Origin of the sequence: Coprococcus comes ATCC 27758, from assembly GCF_025149785.1 — a bacterium.
GTDB lineage: Bacteria > Bacillota > Clostridia > Lachnospirales > Lachnospiraceae > Allocoprococcus > Allocoprococcus comes.
Map to the genome: position 1 here is coordinate 2,971,984 of NZ_CP102277.1, position 17,157 is coordinate 2,989,140.

The following is a 17,157-nucleotide window of genomic DNA, read 5'->3' on the forward strand; positions in this document are numbered from 1 at the left end:
TCCTGTTATCTCCTGACAAAATCTTTTTCGTCTAATTGAAATTATAGAATCATTCCTTCTTTTTTTCAACCACCAGACAATTTGTTTGTATTTTTAATTTTTCGTGGACGAATTCGCAAAAACAAGGTAAAGTAATTTTATAAACTTTACACTTTACTTGAGAGGGACTTCCTTATGAATAATGACAAGGATAATGCAACTTTATATGCTGAGCTGAAAGCCGAACGTTTTATGACAGATCAGATTTCCCTGCTTCATGAAGCAGAGGATCTGGCTGACGGTATCAATTTTATGCTCAAATCGATCGGAGAATTTACAGACGCCGACCGTGCTTATGTATTTGAAACCAGTGAAAATCATACTTCTACCAATACTTATGAGTGGTGCGCCGCAGGAGTCACCCCGCAGATCTTACGGATCTTCATATTCTTGTTGTAGAGGATAATGAACTGAACCTTGAGATTGCTGTTTTCTCTCTGGAAGCCGCAGGACTTAATGTATCCACAGCCATCAACGGACTGGAAGCCGTCCGGCTTTTTGAAAAATCAAAGCCATATGAATACGACATCATTCTTATGGATATTATGATGCCGGTTATGAATGGTCTGGATGCCGCAAAGGCGATCCGCGGACTTTCCCGCCCTGATGCCACAACGGTTCCAATCATTGCCCTCAGCGCCAATGCTTTTGCGGAAGATATCCAGAAGTCAAAGAATGCCGGAATCAATGAGCATCTCGCAAAGCCACTGGAAATGGATAAGGTGTTGAAAGTGATTGCATCATATTGCAAGTAGCAGAAAGAAACAGATACTCTCTATGTATTGCATATTTTTTCAGAGTTTCTGTTTTATAAAAAATCGGATTATCAGGCGATCTGTCATTTCCCCGATAATCCGATTTTTATTTTACTTACATCTCAAATGCTTTCTTTATACTGTCATAATGCAGAAACTTTCCTTCTGCCGCAAATGCCTTAATTTCATCTAATGTTGCAAACATATAACCATCTGTCTCTGCCTCCTGAAGATGGAGATCTTTTTCATCAATATCCATCACAAAACGATACACATCTACGAAATAATTATCTCCTTCCCCCGGATTCTCTCTCTTGTAAGTGAAAAGATAACCTCCGTCTGCCCGGCTTACATCCAGTCCTGTTTCTTCTCTGACTTCTCTTAATACAGCATCGTAAGACGCTTCTCCCGCCTGCGCAGCACCGCCGGATACCTCCCACCAGCCCGGTGCCCAGGCTTTCGTCATTACCCTTTTAGTGATCAGAAATTTCCCGTCCGGTCTTGCTACAACGCCAAGAACAGTAAGGTGATACTCCCCGTTCTTCAGACACCAGTCATTGCGCTTCATCGTTCTTCCTGTTGGTTTCTTGTCTGCATCATAAATATCCCATAATTCCATTGTCTGCATCTCCTGTTCTTCTTGTCTGTAGTTTCTTATGTCATTATAATATGTCTTTCAGAACTTCACAATCCTTTATCGTCAGTTTCTCTCTGCCTTCCAGTTTTTCCTTACACTCCTTCTCTCTGTAAATCCTACAATATCTTTCAACAGTATAATCAGTTCAAATCCGCTCCGGTACGGATAATCTCTTCCCCAGATATGCACTATCCCCTGAAAAGATGCGAACTCCCGTCCCATTACTTTTAACCAGAAAACAGCTGCATGCTCCGATTTTTTTACCAGCTCCAGTTCCTTTCCCGTTTCAAGATACCGTCTTCTTTTCTGATTTCTTCTGACCTGTGCTTTCCTCAGTAATACACCATTCTGCTCGCAAGTTTCATCCAGATACAGCAAAAGCCCGTCAAATCCTGTGAAATTGATCTGTGCATCCTCTCTTTTGGCATCCTTCCAGTACAGAATATTTCCAGACGGAATCCTCCCTTTTTCCCAGTACATCCGGATAAAGAAAAGCTCCCCGATATGTCTGTTATCATCCAGCGACCGGTCTTCTGTTTTTTCAGCAAATACTGTCTGCATTTTTATCCCCCCTCATTTATATTTATCCTCTTCTTTTTTTCTTCCTTTTCCAGCACAAGATCATGCCTGCAACGAGTACATTAAGACCGATTGCAGCATACCATCTCCGATACGTCTTCTCTCCTGTCAGGATTGGCTCCGCTCTCTCCGTCACCTCACAGCGTACGCCCCGCACCAGAAGCCGTTTGGTATTGATACCGTAAGGCGTACATGTCAGTAATGTGCAATAATCCTTCTCCTTATCCAGGGCAAGCAGTCCCGTTTCCTCCGGTTCTACAATATCGATCCGATCGATTTGATAGAAAATCGTCTGCCGGAGCACTGTAATTGTAAAATAGTCTCCCACCTTCAGCTTGTCCAGATCCGAGAAAAGTTTCGCCCCCGGCAGTCCTCTGTGGGAAGAAAGCACCGCATGTGTTCCCTTTCCGCCTATCGGGAAACTGCTTCCTTCCACATGTCCTGCGCCATTGCAGATTGCAAAATCACCAGTTCCATGGTAAATCGGAAGTTTCACCCGGATTTCCGGAATTTCCAGATATCCCATCACACCGTCAGATGTCATATTCAAAAGTGCTCCATAACTATCAGCATTTTTGTCATTCGGCACTGGGTTATTCTGTTCCAGAAGCATCACATTATACGCTCTTGTCTGTGCGATCATTTCCTCTTCCTTCCTGACATCCAGCTTCTCCACTGACCTTTCATATCCATCTACCACCCTGCTTTGCCGACCGGCATTCCAGATCTTTCCGACTTTTGGATAGAGCATGACCGCGATTCCCACAAGAAGGATTCCTGTCCATATAAAAAAGAAAAGTCTTCCCCTTCGTTCCGGCTCATTCACTATCATACAATTCGTTTTCGTCTTTTTGTATTCAACAGGACAACTCCTGCAACAATTGCAATCAGTACTCCACTGACCGTAAAGATCATTTCACCTGTTCCACCTGTCCCCGGAAGAAGTTTTCCTGATTTATTTACAACAACTTTTACCTTTGCTGCAAAATTTGCATTTGTATAAGTTACCTTTGTCTCAGTCTCGCTTTCTGTAACATTTCCGTTTTCATCAAGATATGTGCTGGCGTCCGTCCTTGTCGCCCTGATCTTTTCGGCACTTACCAGAAATGACTCCGTCAGCTTGTTATATCCTTCTGGTGCTTTTGTTTCTGTAACTCTGTAATCACCCATCTTCAGACCTTTGATCACCACAGCTCCATCACTTCCGGCTTTCACCTTTCCGGTTCCGGTCTGTCCGCCTTTTACAGTATACACACCGCTTTCTTCTTCTGCCTGAACCGGGAACGGCACTTCAAATTCCACTCCGGTAAGTGCCCCTCCTTTTTCATTGACCTTCTGGATCACAACCGCATAGGTATCTGTTGTTGTAGAGTCCTCTATCGAGCTTTTTCCCGGTTCCTCTGTCGTATAATTCCATGAAAATCTGGCACTGTTCTTATTTCCTTCACCGTCAATCACTGCTTTATCGTTTAACACAGCCGTATAATCAATGGTAATTCTTGCCCCGGTATCATAAAGATTTTTCCAGCCATTTTCTCCTTCATCCGCTGCCCAAGGGATCGTAACCGGGAAAGTTGTATTTTCAAACTGTTCCAGCGGTTCTTCTTCAATCATCACAGATGTGATCTTTGCTGCATCAAATCCGGTCGGAAGAGTATCTTCAATAATGAATTCCTTGATCTGCTTGTCTGCAACATAATTCGAGGTGTTGATCTGTAAACGGAAATGAACCATTTCACCGATACTGACATTATTTTCCTTTACCTGTTTACCATCGTCAAGTACAATACTTTTCCCTCCGGCATTCCCGTCATTCCCCGGAGTCCACTGCGGCTCCTTACTGTTTTTGTCCACGATCTGCGCGTCTTTTGCAACACTCGTTACCATGATCATACCGCCATCTTTTAAAGTGCTGGTGACATAATAGTAGCCGTATGGAAGACCGGTGATTTTTAATATAGAGCCATCGGAAGTTTTACTGCATATCTTTGTTCCATTCTCCTTAATCCATTCAATTGCACCTTCTGAAAGCTGTTCGTTAGAATCTGTTTTATATGCTTCTTTTTTCGCCGATATGTTTCCTACCGAATCTTTCTCAAAATACGGATTATCTACAAAATTTTTTGTACTATACGCTACCGAAGTCCTTTCCGCATTCACTTTTGCATCAAATACTTTATAGATAGAATATACAATCCCTTTTGATGCATTCTCAATCGTAATACTGCCATTACCTCCTGCCCCCGATACACTTTCCTGTGCAAATGCCGTCATCGACATCCCCACGATCGTTACTGCCATTACCAAAACGGATAACAGCCGTCTCAATTGTCTCATTCTTTTTCCTCTCTTTCTTTTTATTTTCGGATCCTTTCCTCATTTTACACATCCATACAACCGATTTCCGTTTCTTTTCCGTCCAAAAACCGTTTCTTTTTCATCCTTTTTTTGTTTCTTTTACAAAATCTTTTGAACCATTCATTTTTTATTCCTTTTACAGCAGACATTCACAATCAAAAAACTGTACAAAAAATGTGTAGTCCAATAAAATCTCTTCAAAAAAATCGGGAGGCTGTCTGATAACAGTCTCCCGATTTTTGCTATATTTCCCATTATTCTTTTTGATTCAACAACGTTCCCAAAGTGTTTTCCGCCCAGCTGTAATTCGTCATATACACTCCTTTGAACAGCTTTTTATGTTTTTCCTCATCCTCCAGGTAGTCATACAGATCACACTCCACATGCTCTGTGCGGATACGGCTCTCCTGATTTACCCGGTGCAGGACTCTTTCGATTCCGTATGCATTTAACGTTCTCCGAAGTTCTTTTACCACTTTGCGGAATTTATCTTTTATTCTTTTTTCTGTACATTCATCCTCCCATAAATAACTGATCGCATCCCCCGTCGTCACAAATCCTCCTCTTCTGTCAACCAGAAGTGCCAACAGTTCTTTGGCTTTCTTACATGAAAAAGGGATCGTTTCCCCATCCACAAAAATATCAAAATAACCGAATGTGCGGATTACAATCCTTTTCTCTTCCATCTTTGTCAACTCACTATACATTCTCTTTTCCCCCTTCATTTAATGAGAATCTTTATCATCATACACTATCCAAATGAGCAGACTCAACATTCCATGCCAAAACATTACTTTCGTAACTTTTTCACACTATTCGACATCCCACTTTAACATTCTCTTCTTCTGAAATCTTTCATCTCTTTTCCATCTAACGCTGCATATTCCAGAACATCATCTGTGTTATATACAAGCTTTAATGAGAAAAACGGCTGCTCATTTTCAAGGAGTTCAAAAAAGATCCGATCCCCTTCCCACAATTCCAGTTCTCCGATCTTAGACTTTTCTACCCATTCCAGTTCTCCTTCATCACACGCAATCGGCGTTCCTGTAAAACCATCTGCCGTATAAAGCGACATATATTCTACTACGTCTTCGCCATATACAAAGGTTACAATCCCACGATATCTCCAGGATGTCAGCGTGTATCCCGTCTCTTCCCATACCTCACGAAGAAGACATTCCTCCGGGCTTTCCCCTTTTTCAAAATGACCGCCTACTCCGATCCACTTGTCTTTATTGATATCATTTTCTTTGACAGTCCGGTGAAGCATCAGATATTTTCCATCCTGTTCAATATAACAAAGTGTGCTTAATTTTACCATTTTACGTTCCCTTTCATACACAAAATATTTTGATGTTTGGGTCAAAAGGTATTTTGACCCCTTTGATACCAGATTGCTACGTGCTTTGCACTCTCGCAATCCTCAAAAACATTCGTAATCCGCTCATTTTTCTTTAAAAAATGGCTACTTACTCATATTTTTGGCGGGTCAAGAGGTCAAAAAACCTCTTGCAAGCAAGCTTGCATCGGCTTTCTGACCTTTTGACCCTGGTATCAATATTTTATGAAAATTATAATCTATCTTCTGGTATTTCTCAACTGCCATGACCTGTCTTTTTCCACCATTCCTCCTTCTCTTTAATTGCAAATATTGTCCGCAAATAGTATAATGATGTTTAAGGATTGTGGGAATTGCGTAGCAATGGAGCAATCCGGTTACATCAGTAAGTGGCAAAATTCACTTTTGACACTCACATCGTATAATATCTTCAAATAGACCAAAATTGTAGATAAGGAGTCTCTGTTTTGACAAAAGAAAACTATAAAATAAGCAAAATCCAGATCGGATTTTACTATCTTCTGATGTTCCTGATACTTATCTGGTTTCTGGTAATACAATTCACAGGAATTAACAATCACAATGCCAAAATCCAATCCAGCGACATCACATATCGTGGTACTTTTACCTGGATTCACTCCGATGGAAGCAAAGAACAGATTGCCGTCCCCGGACATTACAATGTTCCTGCAAAAGAGACTATGGTCATTACCACAACACTTCCTGAAAATTATACGCAAAGTTCACTTGCTATACGTTCCTCTCTGCAGGATATCCGTTTCTATATTGACGGAGTGCTTCGCACTGAATACTCAACCAAAGACCATCGACTGACTGGGAAAAATTCTGCCAGCTGTTATGTTTTCTGTCCTACTTCAGCAGCAGATGCAGGAAAAGAACTCCGTATTGAGCTGACTACCAATACCTCTAACTATTCCGGTGTAGTCAATGAGATCTATTCCGGAGACAAGAGTGATATCTGGGAATATATTTTTGAATCTTACGGGCTTGAGACTATTATTGCTTTCTTTATCTTGTTCGCCGGTATCATTACCATCCTTTTCAGTATCGCACTCGGAATTGTCTATGACAGAAAATTCGATATGGAATATCTTGGATGGTGCATGACCATGGGAGCTACATGGATGCTCGGCGAATCCAAGCTCAGACAGCTTATAGTTCCGAATCCATCTGCACTGGGGACTTTATGCTTTGTGATGATCATGCTCGTTCCGATCCCGGTACTTTTTTATGCAGATCTCATTCAGCAGGGGCGTTATAAAAAGCCTTACTTTTACCTCGGCTGTGCGGCATTTGGTAACTTTTTGATCTGTCTGGTTCTTCATCTGACTGGCACTGCTGATTTTATTGAAACTCTGCCGGGCGCCCACGTGATTCTTGCAGTCACCTTCTTTCTGGTTTTCCTGACTTTCTGTCTGGATATGCGAAAGAAAGAATACCGGAAAAACAAATTGGTGCTGATTGGCCTGATCATTGCAATGCTTGCCATCGCCATCGAATCCATTTCTACATATTTTGTAGTTTTGATTTCCGGTCTTTTTATTGGTGGCAGCATGTTGATCCTTCTTTTCATTAACATTATCCGTACAATAAAGAATGTGCATACCATTGAAATGCATCGTCAAAAAGAAGAGCTTTTGAAACGTAAACGGCAGATGGAAAAAATTTCCTTACAGATGATGCAGACTCTCTCTACAACCATCGAGGCCAAGGACGAATACACCAGAGGGCACTCTCATCGTGTTGCGGAATACTCTGCACTGATTGCGCAGGAAATGGGTTGGAATCGCTCTGAAATCGTCAATCTCCGACATGCAGCTCATCTGCATGATATCGGAAAAGTCGGCATCCCTGATATTATTTTAAACAAGCCATCCAAACTGACAAACGAAGAGTACGCTGTTATTAAGGAACATACGGTTATTGGTGCTGAGATTTTGAAAAATGTTTCGATCATCAATCATGTAACCGAAGTTGCCCGATCTCATCATGAGCGTTATGATGGCCATGGTTATCCGGACGGTCTAAAAGGTGAAGAAATTCCGATCCATGCGCGAATCGTTGCTGTTGCTGACAGCTATGACGCAATGAATTCCCGCCGTATTTACCGTAATTCTCTTCCAAAAGAAACAATTTATGAAGAAATACGCAAAAACAGAGGAACTCAGTTCGATCCGGAAATCGCAGATATTTTTCTCAGACTGATGGATGAGAATCGTCTGACGATCACAGATACTTATCTGGAAATTGATGACGAGCCAGCTCTTCCTGGCATGGAATTTGAAATCAGCAACTTCATTTCCAATGTTATGAATACGATGAAGAGCCAGGAGGAAGTAGAAAATTTTGACCTTCTTACCGGACTCCCTATGCGAAATACCGGTCAGAAAATGATCGCACAGCTGATGCAGGAACACAATGGCTGTCTGATCTTTATGGATATGGATAATCTGAAAAAGATAAATGATATCTACGGTCATAAAGCCGGCGACCGTGCACTGAAAGCACTTGGAGCTCTCCTCTCCGAGCATATCGGAAATTCGGTTGGCTGCAGGTTTGGTGGCGATGAATTCCTTCTTTTTGTACCGGATGCCGGTAAAAATGAAATATCCGAGCTTATGGAAACTCTGTTTTCCCGCTTTGATTCTGAGAAGAAAAAAGATTTTGAGATCCGTGTTGCATCCATTTCTGCCGGACTTTGCATGTGTACCAAGGGAGATTCCTTTGACGAGTGTTCTTCCAAAGCAGATAAAGCACTCTATTATGTCAAGCAAAACGGAAAACACAATTTCTTTTTCTATCAACAGATGGACAATACCGTATTCCCGGTTTCCAGCGTAGCAAAAGATCTTTCCCTTGTGGCAAAAGCACTTCGCAACAGCGGAAACTATTCCGGAGCACTTAATCTTAATTACCGTGAATTTTCTAAGATTTATGAGTACATCAACCAACTTGGAGAACGACATAAATACCATTGTTTCCTGGTCATGGTCACAATGGAAACCGCTCCGGATTCTATGATGTATATTGAAAATATTGAACAGGCACTGGAATACATGGAGGAAGCGATCCGTCACAAGATCCGTAGGATTGACGTGTGTACACGGTATAGTGCCATGCAGTATCTGATCATTTTATTTGAATCAGATGAAAGTCAGATTCCAAAAGTTATGGACCGTATTTTCATTCAGTATTATAAACTGTACGATAAACGGGATTTCATTCCGAAGTATGAATATCTTCCGGTGAATGAACACTCGGAGGAAACAAATCCTCAAAACACTTCAGATCACCTTAACCAAGATATCCATCCAGTATAGAAATTTTACTACCTGAGACTTTTATCTGCTGTGAAATGCAATTTTCCAAACTTATTAAAAAATGAGGAAAACAACCGGTTTTCACTTCGATGTTTTCCTCATTTTTCTGTATTACTTGTTTATTCTTTTCTTCCTCTGACCTTTCCGGTCAGCAGTGCCACCACGATCACTGCGCCTGCAAATATTGTCTATAGAAATCCCAACGAAATTTTCCGACTGTTTTCGAAATTGCCGTTTCAGCAGACTTATGCTACGATATCCATACGCAAACAAACTTCTTCTTGTTTGCAACCTTATCTATTCAACCCAATCTCATTTTCGGAGCCAGTTTCCGGCAACTTTTTCCGACAATGAACGACAACTGAAAATATCCGGATTGAGATCGCCTCTTTTACATATTCCCGTCATATGTTAATATAATCATATAGCCTTTCTCCTTTCGGAACATTTTTATCTAATGAAAGGAGAAACAAATGAACAAAAGAAAAGAATTCTCAAAACTTAATCTGTTGGACAGATTTTTATTCGATGAAGCAATGGAAGATTCAGAGAATATGAAAACGGTACTGGATATTATTCTGGGGCAGGATATCCCACTTAGATTGCCACCACATTCTGAAAAAGAAATACGGACTTTTCCGGATAACCGGCAGGTCCGATTAGATGTCTATGCATGGGATGACGATGATACTGTGTACGATACAGAAGCGCAGAAGGAAGATACAAAGAATCTTCCCAAACGCAGCCGCTTCTATCAGGCGGTACTGGACAGTAATCTGCTACCGCCTGGAAGCGTTGATTTCAATAAACTAAATCGAGCTTTTATCATTCTGATCATGCCCTTTGATCCATTCGGAAAAGGATTTTACAAGTATACTTTCCGAATGAAATGCGAAGAATGTCCAGATCTTGATCTGCAAGATGATGCAACACGTATTTTTCTGAACTGCCATGGCACGCATCCTGAAATGGTATCACCGGAACTGATAGAGTTACTTCATTACATGGAAAAATCAACGAATGAGGTCGCGGGTTCGTGCACAAGCCAGAAGATTAAATTGCTCCATCAGAAAGTCTGTCAGATCAGGTCGAACAAGAAAATGGAGGCGAAGTTCATGCGGGCATGGGAAGAAAGAGAAATAGAACGGCAAAAAGCCTTTGCTGAGGGTGAGGAAGCTGGAATCGAGACGGGAAAAACTCAAGGAAAAAATGACCTTTTAAAAAGTCAGGTCAAAAAGAAATTAGAAAAAAAATATTCCAAAGAACAAATCGCAGATATGCTGGAAGAAGATATCGCAACCATTGAAACAATTATTAACGAATTACAATAGCTAAATGCTAGCCAGAAAGAGAAAAACTATCACTGATATCTTTTCCTGCATACCAGATCACGACAGCAAGAGATCCCTGCACCATTTACGGCACAGGGATCCCTTTAATCTCTTTCAGTTCCATTCCAATTAGCTAGAAGCACTCCAGAAATATTTCCAGAATCTCCTCATGTGTCATCTTCTTATAACTTCCATCCACCAGATAACAAGAATCCGCAATTTCTTTCAGATCCTCTTTTTTCTCCACGCCTACTTCCCGAAGTGTTGTCGGAAGTCCGATCTCTCTGATAAAATCAGCCAATGCCTCTACGCCAGCTTCAGCCATCTCTTCATCGGTACGTCCATTTCTCGGAATTCTCCATACATTTTCCGCAAACCGGGTAAATTTCTTTGCGCCTGCCTGACAGATATGCCGATAATAAACCGGATGCAGCACAGCAAGTCCACATCCATGACTGCAGTTGGTATAAGCACTGATCTGATGCTCCATCTGATGGCATTCAAAATCACATTTTTTGCCGAGCTTGATGATCCGGTTCTCCGCCATGGTAGACAGCCACATCAGATTACTTCTTGCTGTATAATCCTCCGGATTTACCAATGCCGCACGAAGACTTGTTATCACGCCGCGCATCAGAGCTTCCGAAATATCATCTGATACGTTATCCTCGTCCGGCTCACTGAAATAAGTCTCCATAACGTGAGACAGGATATCAAAGCTTCCTGCCACCATCTGTTTTGTCGGAACAGTATAAGTGTAAGTCGGATCCATTAATGCAAATTCCGGATTGCATTTCGGATAATCCCGGTCTGTCTTTATCATGACCTCTTCATTGGTAATAACTGCTCCCCCGTTGCACTCGCTGCCTGTTCCGGACGCTGTTACGATCACGCCAAGTGGCATCGGTTCAAAATCCACAACACCCTTCTTCGCCCAGTACTCATCCCACACATCTTTCTCGCTGACCGCTGCCATGGAAATTGCCTTGCTACAGTCCATAACCGAACCGCCGCCGACTGCAAGGATCCAGTCCACCTGTTTTTCCTTTACCAGCTTTGTGCCTTCAAGCACCTTCTTATAAGTCGGATTTTCCATGATCCCCGGAAATTCAATGATCGTTTTCCCGGCTTTTTCAAGTGCCGCTATGACTTCCTCATAAACTCCATTTTTCTTGATCGAGCCGCCGCCATAGGCAAGCAGAACCTTATCCCCATGCACCGCAGCGATTTTCGGCAGATACTCGCCGACACATCCTTTCCCGAAATATACTTTCGTTTTATTTTCAAAAATAAAGTTATTCATCCTTTTTCTCCTTTATGTAATTTAAGCAAAATATGTTTCGGCAGATTTTCTTTTTTCAATAATCCATTCCGAAACATCCCTCTTTTGCCACAGATACTTATATTATAGTCCCTGAAAAAATTTATCGTCAATATCCTTCCGGTTTGCACACATTCCAAAATGGAACCCGCAATTTTCCCGACTGACTTCTTTACATGGTTTTCCATACCATCATGCAGTTTATACAGGTTTCTCTCCCACAATTTTTGATCAATTACAAAAAAGAATGCAAAATAAACAGATATATGGTATGATAGAAAGCAAAAAACAGAAAGTACAGGAGGGTTAACATATGTATATTACTTGTCTGGATGTCGAAGGAGTACTTGTACCGGAAATCTGGGTTGCATTTGCAGAAGCAAGTGGAATTCCGGAACTGAAAAGGACCACAAGAGATGAACCTGATTATAACAAATTGATGCGTTGGAGACTGGATACTTTAAAAGCGCATGGTCTCGGGATCAAAGAAATTCAGGAAACAATTTCCAAGATTGATCCGCTTCCGGGCGCAAAAGACTTCCTGGATGAGCTACGTTCCTTCACCCAGGTAATCCTTCTTAGTGATACCTTCACCGAATTTGCAATGCCGCTCATGGAAAAGCTTGGTCATCCGACGCTTTTCTGCAACAGTCTGGAAATTGCAGAAAACGGCGAGATCACAGACTTCAAAATGCGTGTGGAAAATTCCAAACTAACAACCGTAAAGGCACTGCAATCCATCGGATTTGAAACGATTGCAAGTGGGGATTCTTACAACGATCTGGGTATGATCCAGGCAAGTAAGGCAGGATTTTTATTCCGTTCAACAGACAAGATCAAAGCGGATTATCCGCAGATCCCGGCATATGAAACCTATGAAGAGCTGCTTGGCGCAATTAAAGATGCAATGAAATAAAAGATAATTGCATATTGCATGGCGATATGCGTAAAAAACCTTACCGGTTTTCAATTTTTACGTCTGAAAATTGGTAAGGTTTCTCTTTTTTATGCAATATAAAATAATGTCCGGTGATTACAAACACAGCCTCTACACACTGCACTTCTCATATGCAAACAATGCAGCTCCAAGTGCACCACAAAGCTGTGCCTCGTCGCAAATATACAATTTCGCATCCAGCTTTTCTTCCAGTGCTTTGATGATTCCAGGATTCTTTGCCACTCCGCCTGTCATCATATATTCTCCCGGATTCTTTTTCCCAAGACGTGCCGCCAGTGCTCCTACTTTCGAAGCAACCGACACATTCAGACCATGGATGATATCTGCCACATCTTTATTCTGAGCCACAAGTGATACCACCTCTGACTCAGCGAACACCGTACACATACTGGAAATCACAATATTTTCCTTCCATTCCAATCCTTTTGTACTCATCTCTTCAAGAGAAAGTCCCAAAGTCCGTGCCATCATTTCCAGAAACCTTCCGGTTCCTGCCGCACATTTGTCATTCATCAGGAAATTCTTTACTGCGCCATTTTCATCGATGCTGATTGCCTTGATATCCTGTCCGCCGATATCGATCACCGTCCGCACATTCGGGTTCAGGTAATGCGCACCTTTGGCATGACAGGTGATCTCTGTAATACTGTCATCCCCGCTTTCAATATAAGCACGTCCATATCCCGTCGTGACAATTCTAACGATTTCTTCTTCCTTAATTCCTGCCTTCTCTACAGCAAGATCCAGACTTTTCTCCGCACTCATCATCGCTCCGCCGCCTGTCGGAATGATCATCGTAGATTTAATTTTTCCGTCCTGATCCAAAATCACAACGTCTGTACTTGTAGAGCCACTGTCGATCCCTGCTACATAATATATTCCTGACTCCATCTTTTTTCTTGCCTCCTCACTGATTCCTTTTCCCGGATCCATGTCTTCCGATCCTTCAATCGTTTCTGCAAATGCCTGGATTCTCGTCAGTAACTGTCCAGCGCTCTGACTTGTAAAATCCGTCTCGATTTTCAGAAGCGGTACTTTGATATTCTTTTTAATGCTCGCATATTCAAATCCATAATAATCACAGAATTTGATCGTATGATAAATAATTCCCTTCAGGTTTGGATCCAGATACAGCTGATTTCTCCGAGTGTTGTTATTCATTCGGAAACATGGGATCTGGCAAAGCAGGGCATCCGCATAAGCCAGAAACATTTTTTCTTCATCCATCTGTCTCATCTGCTCCGGAACAACTGCAAGCTGTCTTCCGCCGGTGCAGGTAAGATTGTCCACGTCCATCTGAATATTATCCCGGATCATTTTTTCAAGAATACCCGTTACACGCACACCCATCAGACCAATGTATGGCTTCATTTCTGTCTCATTTTCTGTAAATGAATTTAAAAATGCTTCCTTATCAAATGTTTTTCCGGAAAATTTTTCGTATGCTTTTTTCAGACGCATGATTGCCTGTGCATACTTTACCTTCTCACATTCATTATCTTCATGCGGAAGATCCAGCATATATAAAAATTTGCATTTTCCGGTGCTCTCTACAATATCATAAACTCTCCGTGCAGAATCACAACAGTTCACAAGTACAAGCTGCTTGACCTTTCCTTCCAGAACTGCCTGAATCACAGATTTCCCAAAGCCGCACAGATTTGCGTGTGCGATCTGATCCGACATTTCAAAGTTCTCCGGCATTTCCTCCAGTACGGCACACTCTTCTCCAAATGCATTCAATAACTCTACCGGTGTATATTTACAGACATAATGTATCATCTGACCCAGCCCCCTTTCCGTGATTTGCGGCATATTTTTCTGCTTTATTTACCTTCAGCATCTCCATATAAGCCTGAAGTCTTGTAGAAATCTGTCCATCACTGCTGTTTGCCGGATTACATCCATCTCCATCAAGGATCATGGTCGGGATCCCTGCTTCCTCAAGCGATCCTTTGATCAGACTGGAAGCTCCGATCGTACCTTTGCATCCCCAATGTGTAAAAAGGATTCCTCCATCCACATTTGTCTGCGCCGCAAGCTCTTTTGCCTTCTGGATTCTCTGCTTGACGCTTCCATTGTAAATGCAGTTCACCATCTTTTCTGCCATGGACTCATACGGATCTTCATAATGTGTCTTCTGAAATCCGTCTGCCACAAAGTCACAGGCACTGATATGAATCTGGTCACTGTAATTGAAAATATCCTTTACCGGTTCCTGCAAAAATGGCATCATATGCATCCAGAGAATATGCAGACCTTCGCTCTTCGGTGCCTTTTTCACATCTTCCAGAAGCAATTTCGTGTACTTGACTGCCTCCTGCGAACCCGCCATGAGGTGGCACATGAAAATCGCGTACAGCTCATTGGTCAGGCTCGTGACCGGATCATGTTCTTTGCGCAGTGCCAGCTGTTCATGATAATATGCGGCTGCCTGGTTGCTGTTATTGACCGCCTGCCGTACTGCCTCTTCGGAAATCTTCTTTCCAGTAACATCTTCTAAAAATGCTTTCAACTCCCGGAGCTGATCTGCCACATATTTTACAGAATCTTCGTTCTTGTCATATGGTACATCTATAAAAAATCCCGGAAGCATATTTTTCTGCTTCAGATACGGAAAGGTCATCATATTGCTGTCACATGCCAGATTTGTGTAGATCATACATTTTGGCTTTGGCACAAGTCCGGATAGTGCCGCTCCAAGGAAAACTCTGTGATAGGAGCACATCGTTTCCGGAAATCCCTCTTCTTCTGTTTTTCTCAAAAATGTCTGCTCACATCTTGTTCCCGCGATAAAGCAGGACATTGCTTCTACCGAATACGGAGTCAGCCCTGCCGCCGTCAAAAGCTCTCCCGGAACAAAGATGCTGACCATCGCTGAATTTTCAGGCTTTGAAAGTGCCTGGATGATATTTTTCATAACAATTCTTGCTACATACTGTCCCGATTTTGGCAGCTTTTTATCTGAAAAAAAGAGCAGTCGTTTCTCCTGAAGTCGGTATCCTGTAAGAAGAAGCCTGCGCGCCTTCCCGGGATCCTCCAGAGACATACTGCTCACTGCGTTACCAAATTTTTGTATAATGTCCATTATAGAATTCCTCTCTGTTTTGCCTTTACTTGCTGTCTGATATATTATAGCAGTTGTGTCGGGAAAGTAAAGAGGAATCTATTGACTTCAACGGAACGTAATACTATCTACTGGTTTTCATTTTCCATTCTTTTCCCACCAAAAAAGCTTCCTGCCACAAACCAAGTAGCAGGAAGTTTCTTTTTCACACCCGTCTGCCTTAAGAGACTGCATGGTTTCCATTAACTATGCAGTCAGCGGAAGTGAAGCATTTACTGCGTGAGATACATTCAGCGCATTATTCAGATCTTTGATATGAAACTCAATACGAAACCCTGATTTGAAGTTGTATTCCATTTTAATCTTTCAATCTGCTTAACAGCATTTGATAATGCCGCTGTCCGATATGTCGGCCTGCACGCTGTAACCCATCAATACATTCTCTTACTTCATCAGCTGTCAATTCCTTTTCTTCATAAGCAGCCATAAGTATTCCAATTGTTCCCATTATACTAAGTCCCATTTGAGCAGATACATTTCTCCCCCTTGCCTCATCCATCAACAAGATATCTGCTTTCAATTCGTCTGTCAAAACAATTGCCTCACTCTCGCCTTGATCAAGTCCAGTTGCTCTTTTTAAGATATTAACGGATTCTGGAACATTTACTCGCTTCACAAAAATGAATTCCTTTTGACAAATTTGATCTGCTTCCACTTGAAAACGCTTATCACTTGTCAATTCATCAAATACTGCCTGTGGAATCAATACTTCTCCAAATAATTCTTTCAGCAAATCCACACGCTTGATTTTAAGAAGCGATATAAGTGGTGTTGTATCTGATACAACAATCATACAGAAACCTCCTTCTCCTTCATCCGCCTGAAAGTATCCAGTTCATCATCCAGTTCATCCATTGTCATATCAAAATAAGAATAACCCAGCTTATCATATAAATCTATCAACTCTGATTTTCTTATACCAAGAATTTCCGCTGCGCGCCCATGCGAAATTGTTTGATTCAAGATATATGGGTACAACAATAACGCATTTCTAGTAAGCTCAGCTTCTGGATTCAACGTCACCAAATATTTTGCCATTCCTGTTGGAACATTAATAGTTACAGATTCCTTTTTTACCATAATGTCACATCCTTTTATACTATCTTATTTACTTCTTTGTTTTCACAAAGTTTCGGGAAAATTTCTCTTCTTTTTTTATATTATAGCCAGTATTTTTCTTCTCTACAACTAAATTTTGAACCTCCACAATTTGATTTTTCTAGCATCCAGAAAACCAGCTGTGTCTTGGGATTCTGGAAAACAGAACCCACAAGTTCATATTTCAAGGTTTAATTTTCTTTATTGATTGCTACGCAAATTACTTTTTTCAAGATATAATATCTGCTCTTCTATCTCTTACTCAAATTTA

At 41.6% G+C, this 17,157-nt stretch carries 17 protein-coding genes; 5 read left to right on the plus strand and 12 right to left on the minus strand.

Features of this window, described 5'->3' with window-relative positions; genetic code table 11:
- The first annotated feature begins 174 nt into the window (after nt 1-174).
- A complete protein-coding gene (locus NQ556_RS14575; protein WP_008368655.1) occupies nt 175-438 on the plus strand; it encodes a hypothetical protein in 264 nt (87 codons plus the stop codon).
- Complete coding sequence (locus tag NQ556_RS14580; protein WP_008368657.1) at nt 381-794, plus strand: response regulator; 414 nt, start codon at nt 381-383, stop codon at nt 792-794. The genes NQ556_RS14575 and NQ556_RS14580 overlap by 58 nt, the downstream gene beginning before the upstream one ends.
- 115 nt (nt 795-909) lie before the next feature.
- Here NQ556_RS14580 and NQ556_RS14585 read toward each other — a convergent pair whose 3' ends face one another.
- The 6 genes from NQ556_RS14585 to NQ556_RS14610 form a co-directional block, all read right to left on the minus strand.
- Entirely contained in the window at nt 910-1,413 is a 504-nt protein-coding gene (locus NQ556_RS14585; protein ID WP_022219940.1) for an NUDIX hydrolase, read from the minus strand.
- Nucleotides 1,414-1,494: 81 nt separating this feature from the next.
- Complete coding sequence (locus NQ556_RS14590) at nt 1,495-1,992, minus strand: hypothetical protein (protein ID WP_008368663.1); 498 nt, start codon at nt 1,990-1,992, stop codon at nt 1,495-1,497.
- Nucleotides 1,993-2,014: 22 nt separating this feature from the next.
- Entirely contained in the window at nt 2,015-2,842 is an 828-nt protein-coding gene (locus NQ556_RS14595; protein ID WP_022219939.1) for a class C sortase, read from the minus strand.
- Nucleotides 2,839-4,347, minus strand: a complete 1,509-nt coding sequence (locus NQ556_RS14600) for a SpaA isopeptide-forming pilin-related protein (RefSeq protein ID WP_022219938.1) — start codon at nt 4,345-4,347, stop codon at nt 2,839-2,841. Before NQ556_RS14600 ends, NQ556_RS14595 begins: the two co-directional genes overlap by 4 nt.
- Nucleotides 4,348-4,622: 275 nt before the next feature.
- Nucleotides 4,623-5,075, minus strand: a complete 453-nt coding sequence (locus NQ556_RS14605; protein WP_022219937.1) for an AfsR/SARP family transcriptional regulator — start codon at nt 5,073-5,075, stop codon at nt 4,623-4,625.
- Between the two features lie 122 nt (nt 5,076-5,197).
- Nucleotides 5,198-5,692 (minus strand): NUDIX hydrolase, encoded by a 495-nt coding sequence (locus NQ556_RS14610; RefSeq protein ID WP_008368677.1) that lies wholly within the window; start codon nt 5,690-5,692, stop codon nt 5,198-5,200.
- Nucleotides 5,693-6,177: 485 nt separating this feature from the next.
- Between NQ556_RS14610 and NQ556_RS14615 the strand changes: the two genes are divergently transcribed.
- The gene (locus NQ556_RS14615) at nt 6,178-9,051 is read left to right on the plus strand and encodes a bifunctional diguanylate cyclase/phosphohydrolase (RefSeq protein WP_022219936.1); all 2,874 of its coding nucleotides are present in this window, start codon (nt 6,178-6,180) and stop codon (nt 9,049-9,051) included.
- A gap of 473 nt (nt 9,052-9,524) precedes the next feature.
- Complete coding sequence (locus NQ556_RS14620; protein ID WP_022219935.1) at nt 9,525-10,382, plus strand: Rpn family recombination-promoting nuclease/putative transposase; 858 nt, start codon at nt 9,525-9,527, stop codon at nt 10,380-10,382.
- 133 nt (nt 10,383-10,515) lie between these two features.
- On the opposite strand, the gene NQ556_RS14625 is transcribed toward NQ556_RS14620, so the two are convergent.
- A complete protein-coding gene (locus tag NQ556_RS14625) occupies nt 10,516-11,685 on the minus strand; it encodes an iron-containing alcohol dehydrogenase (RefSeq protein ID WP_022219934.1) in 1,170 nt (389 codons plus the stop codon).
- Between the two features lie 331 nt (nt 11,686-12,016).
- Here NQ556_RS14625 and thrH point away from each other — a divergent pair, with 331 nt between their 5' ends.
- Nucleotides 12,017-12,619 (plus strand): bifunctional phosphoserine phosphatase/homoserine phosphotransferase ThrH, encoded by a 603-nt coding sequence (gene thrH / locus NQ556_RS14630; protein WP_008368697.1) that lies wholly within the window; start codon nt 12,017-12,019, stop codon nt 12,617-12,619.
- Nucleotides 12,620-12,751: 132 nt separating this feature from the next.
- Here thrH and NQ556_RS14635 read toward each other — a convergent pair whose 3' ends face one another.
- The 5 genes from NQ556_RS14635 to NQ556_RS14655 all read right to left on the minus strand — a co-directional run bounded on the left by NQ556_RS14635 (nt 12,752) and on the right by NQ556_RS14655 (nt 16,868).
- Nucleotides 12,752-14,443: an acyl-CoA dehydratase activase gene (locus NQ556_RS14635; protein WP_008368699.1), complete on the minus strand. Its 1,692-nt coding sequence runs from the start codon at nt 14,441-14,443 to the stop codon at nt 12,752-12,754.
- Complete coding sequence (locus NQ556_RS14640; protein ID WP_008368701.1) at nt 14,424-15,749, minus strand: 2-hydroxyacyl-CoA dehydratase subunit D; 1,326 nt, start codon at nt 15,747-15,749, stop codon at nt 14,424-14,426. Before NQ556_RS14640 ends, NQ556_RS14635 begins: the two co-directional genes overlap by 20 nt.
- A gap of 225 nt (nt 15,750-15,974) precedes the next feature.
- On the minus strand, nt 15,975-16,085 hold the full coding sequence (locus tag NQ556_RS16895) for an NAD-binding protein (protein WP_416387139.1): 111 nt from the start codon (nt 16,083-16,085) through the stop codon (nt 15,975-15,977).
- 1 nt (nt 16,086) lies between these two features.
- Nucleotides 16,087-16,581, minus strand: coding sequence for a DUF3368 domain-containing protein (locus tag NQ556_RS14650; protein ID WP_008368705.1), 495 nt, complete (start codon nt 16,579-16,581; stop codon nt 16,087-16,089).
- Nucleotides 16,578-16,868 (minus strand): hypothetical protein, encoded by a 291-nt coding sequence (locus NQ556_RS14655; protein WP_008368707.1) that lies wholly within the window; start codon nt 16,866-16,868, stop codon nt 16,578-16,580. The genes NQ556_RS14650 and NQ556_RS14655 overlap by 4 nt, the downstream gene beginning before the upstream one ends.
- Nucleotides 16,869-17,157 lie beyond the last annotated feature (289 nt).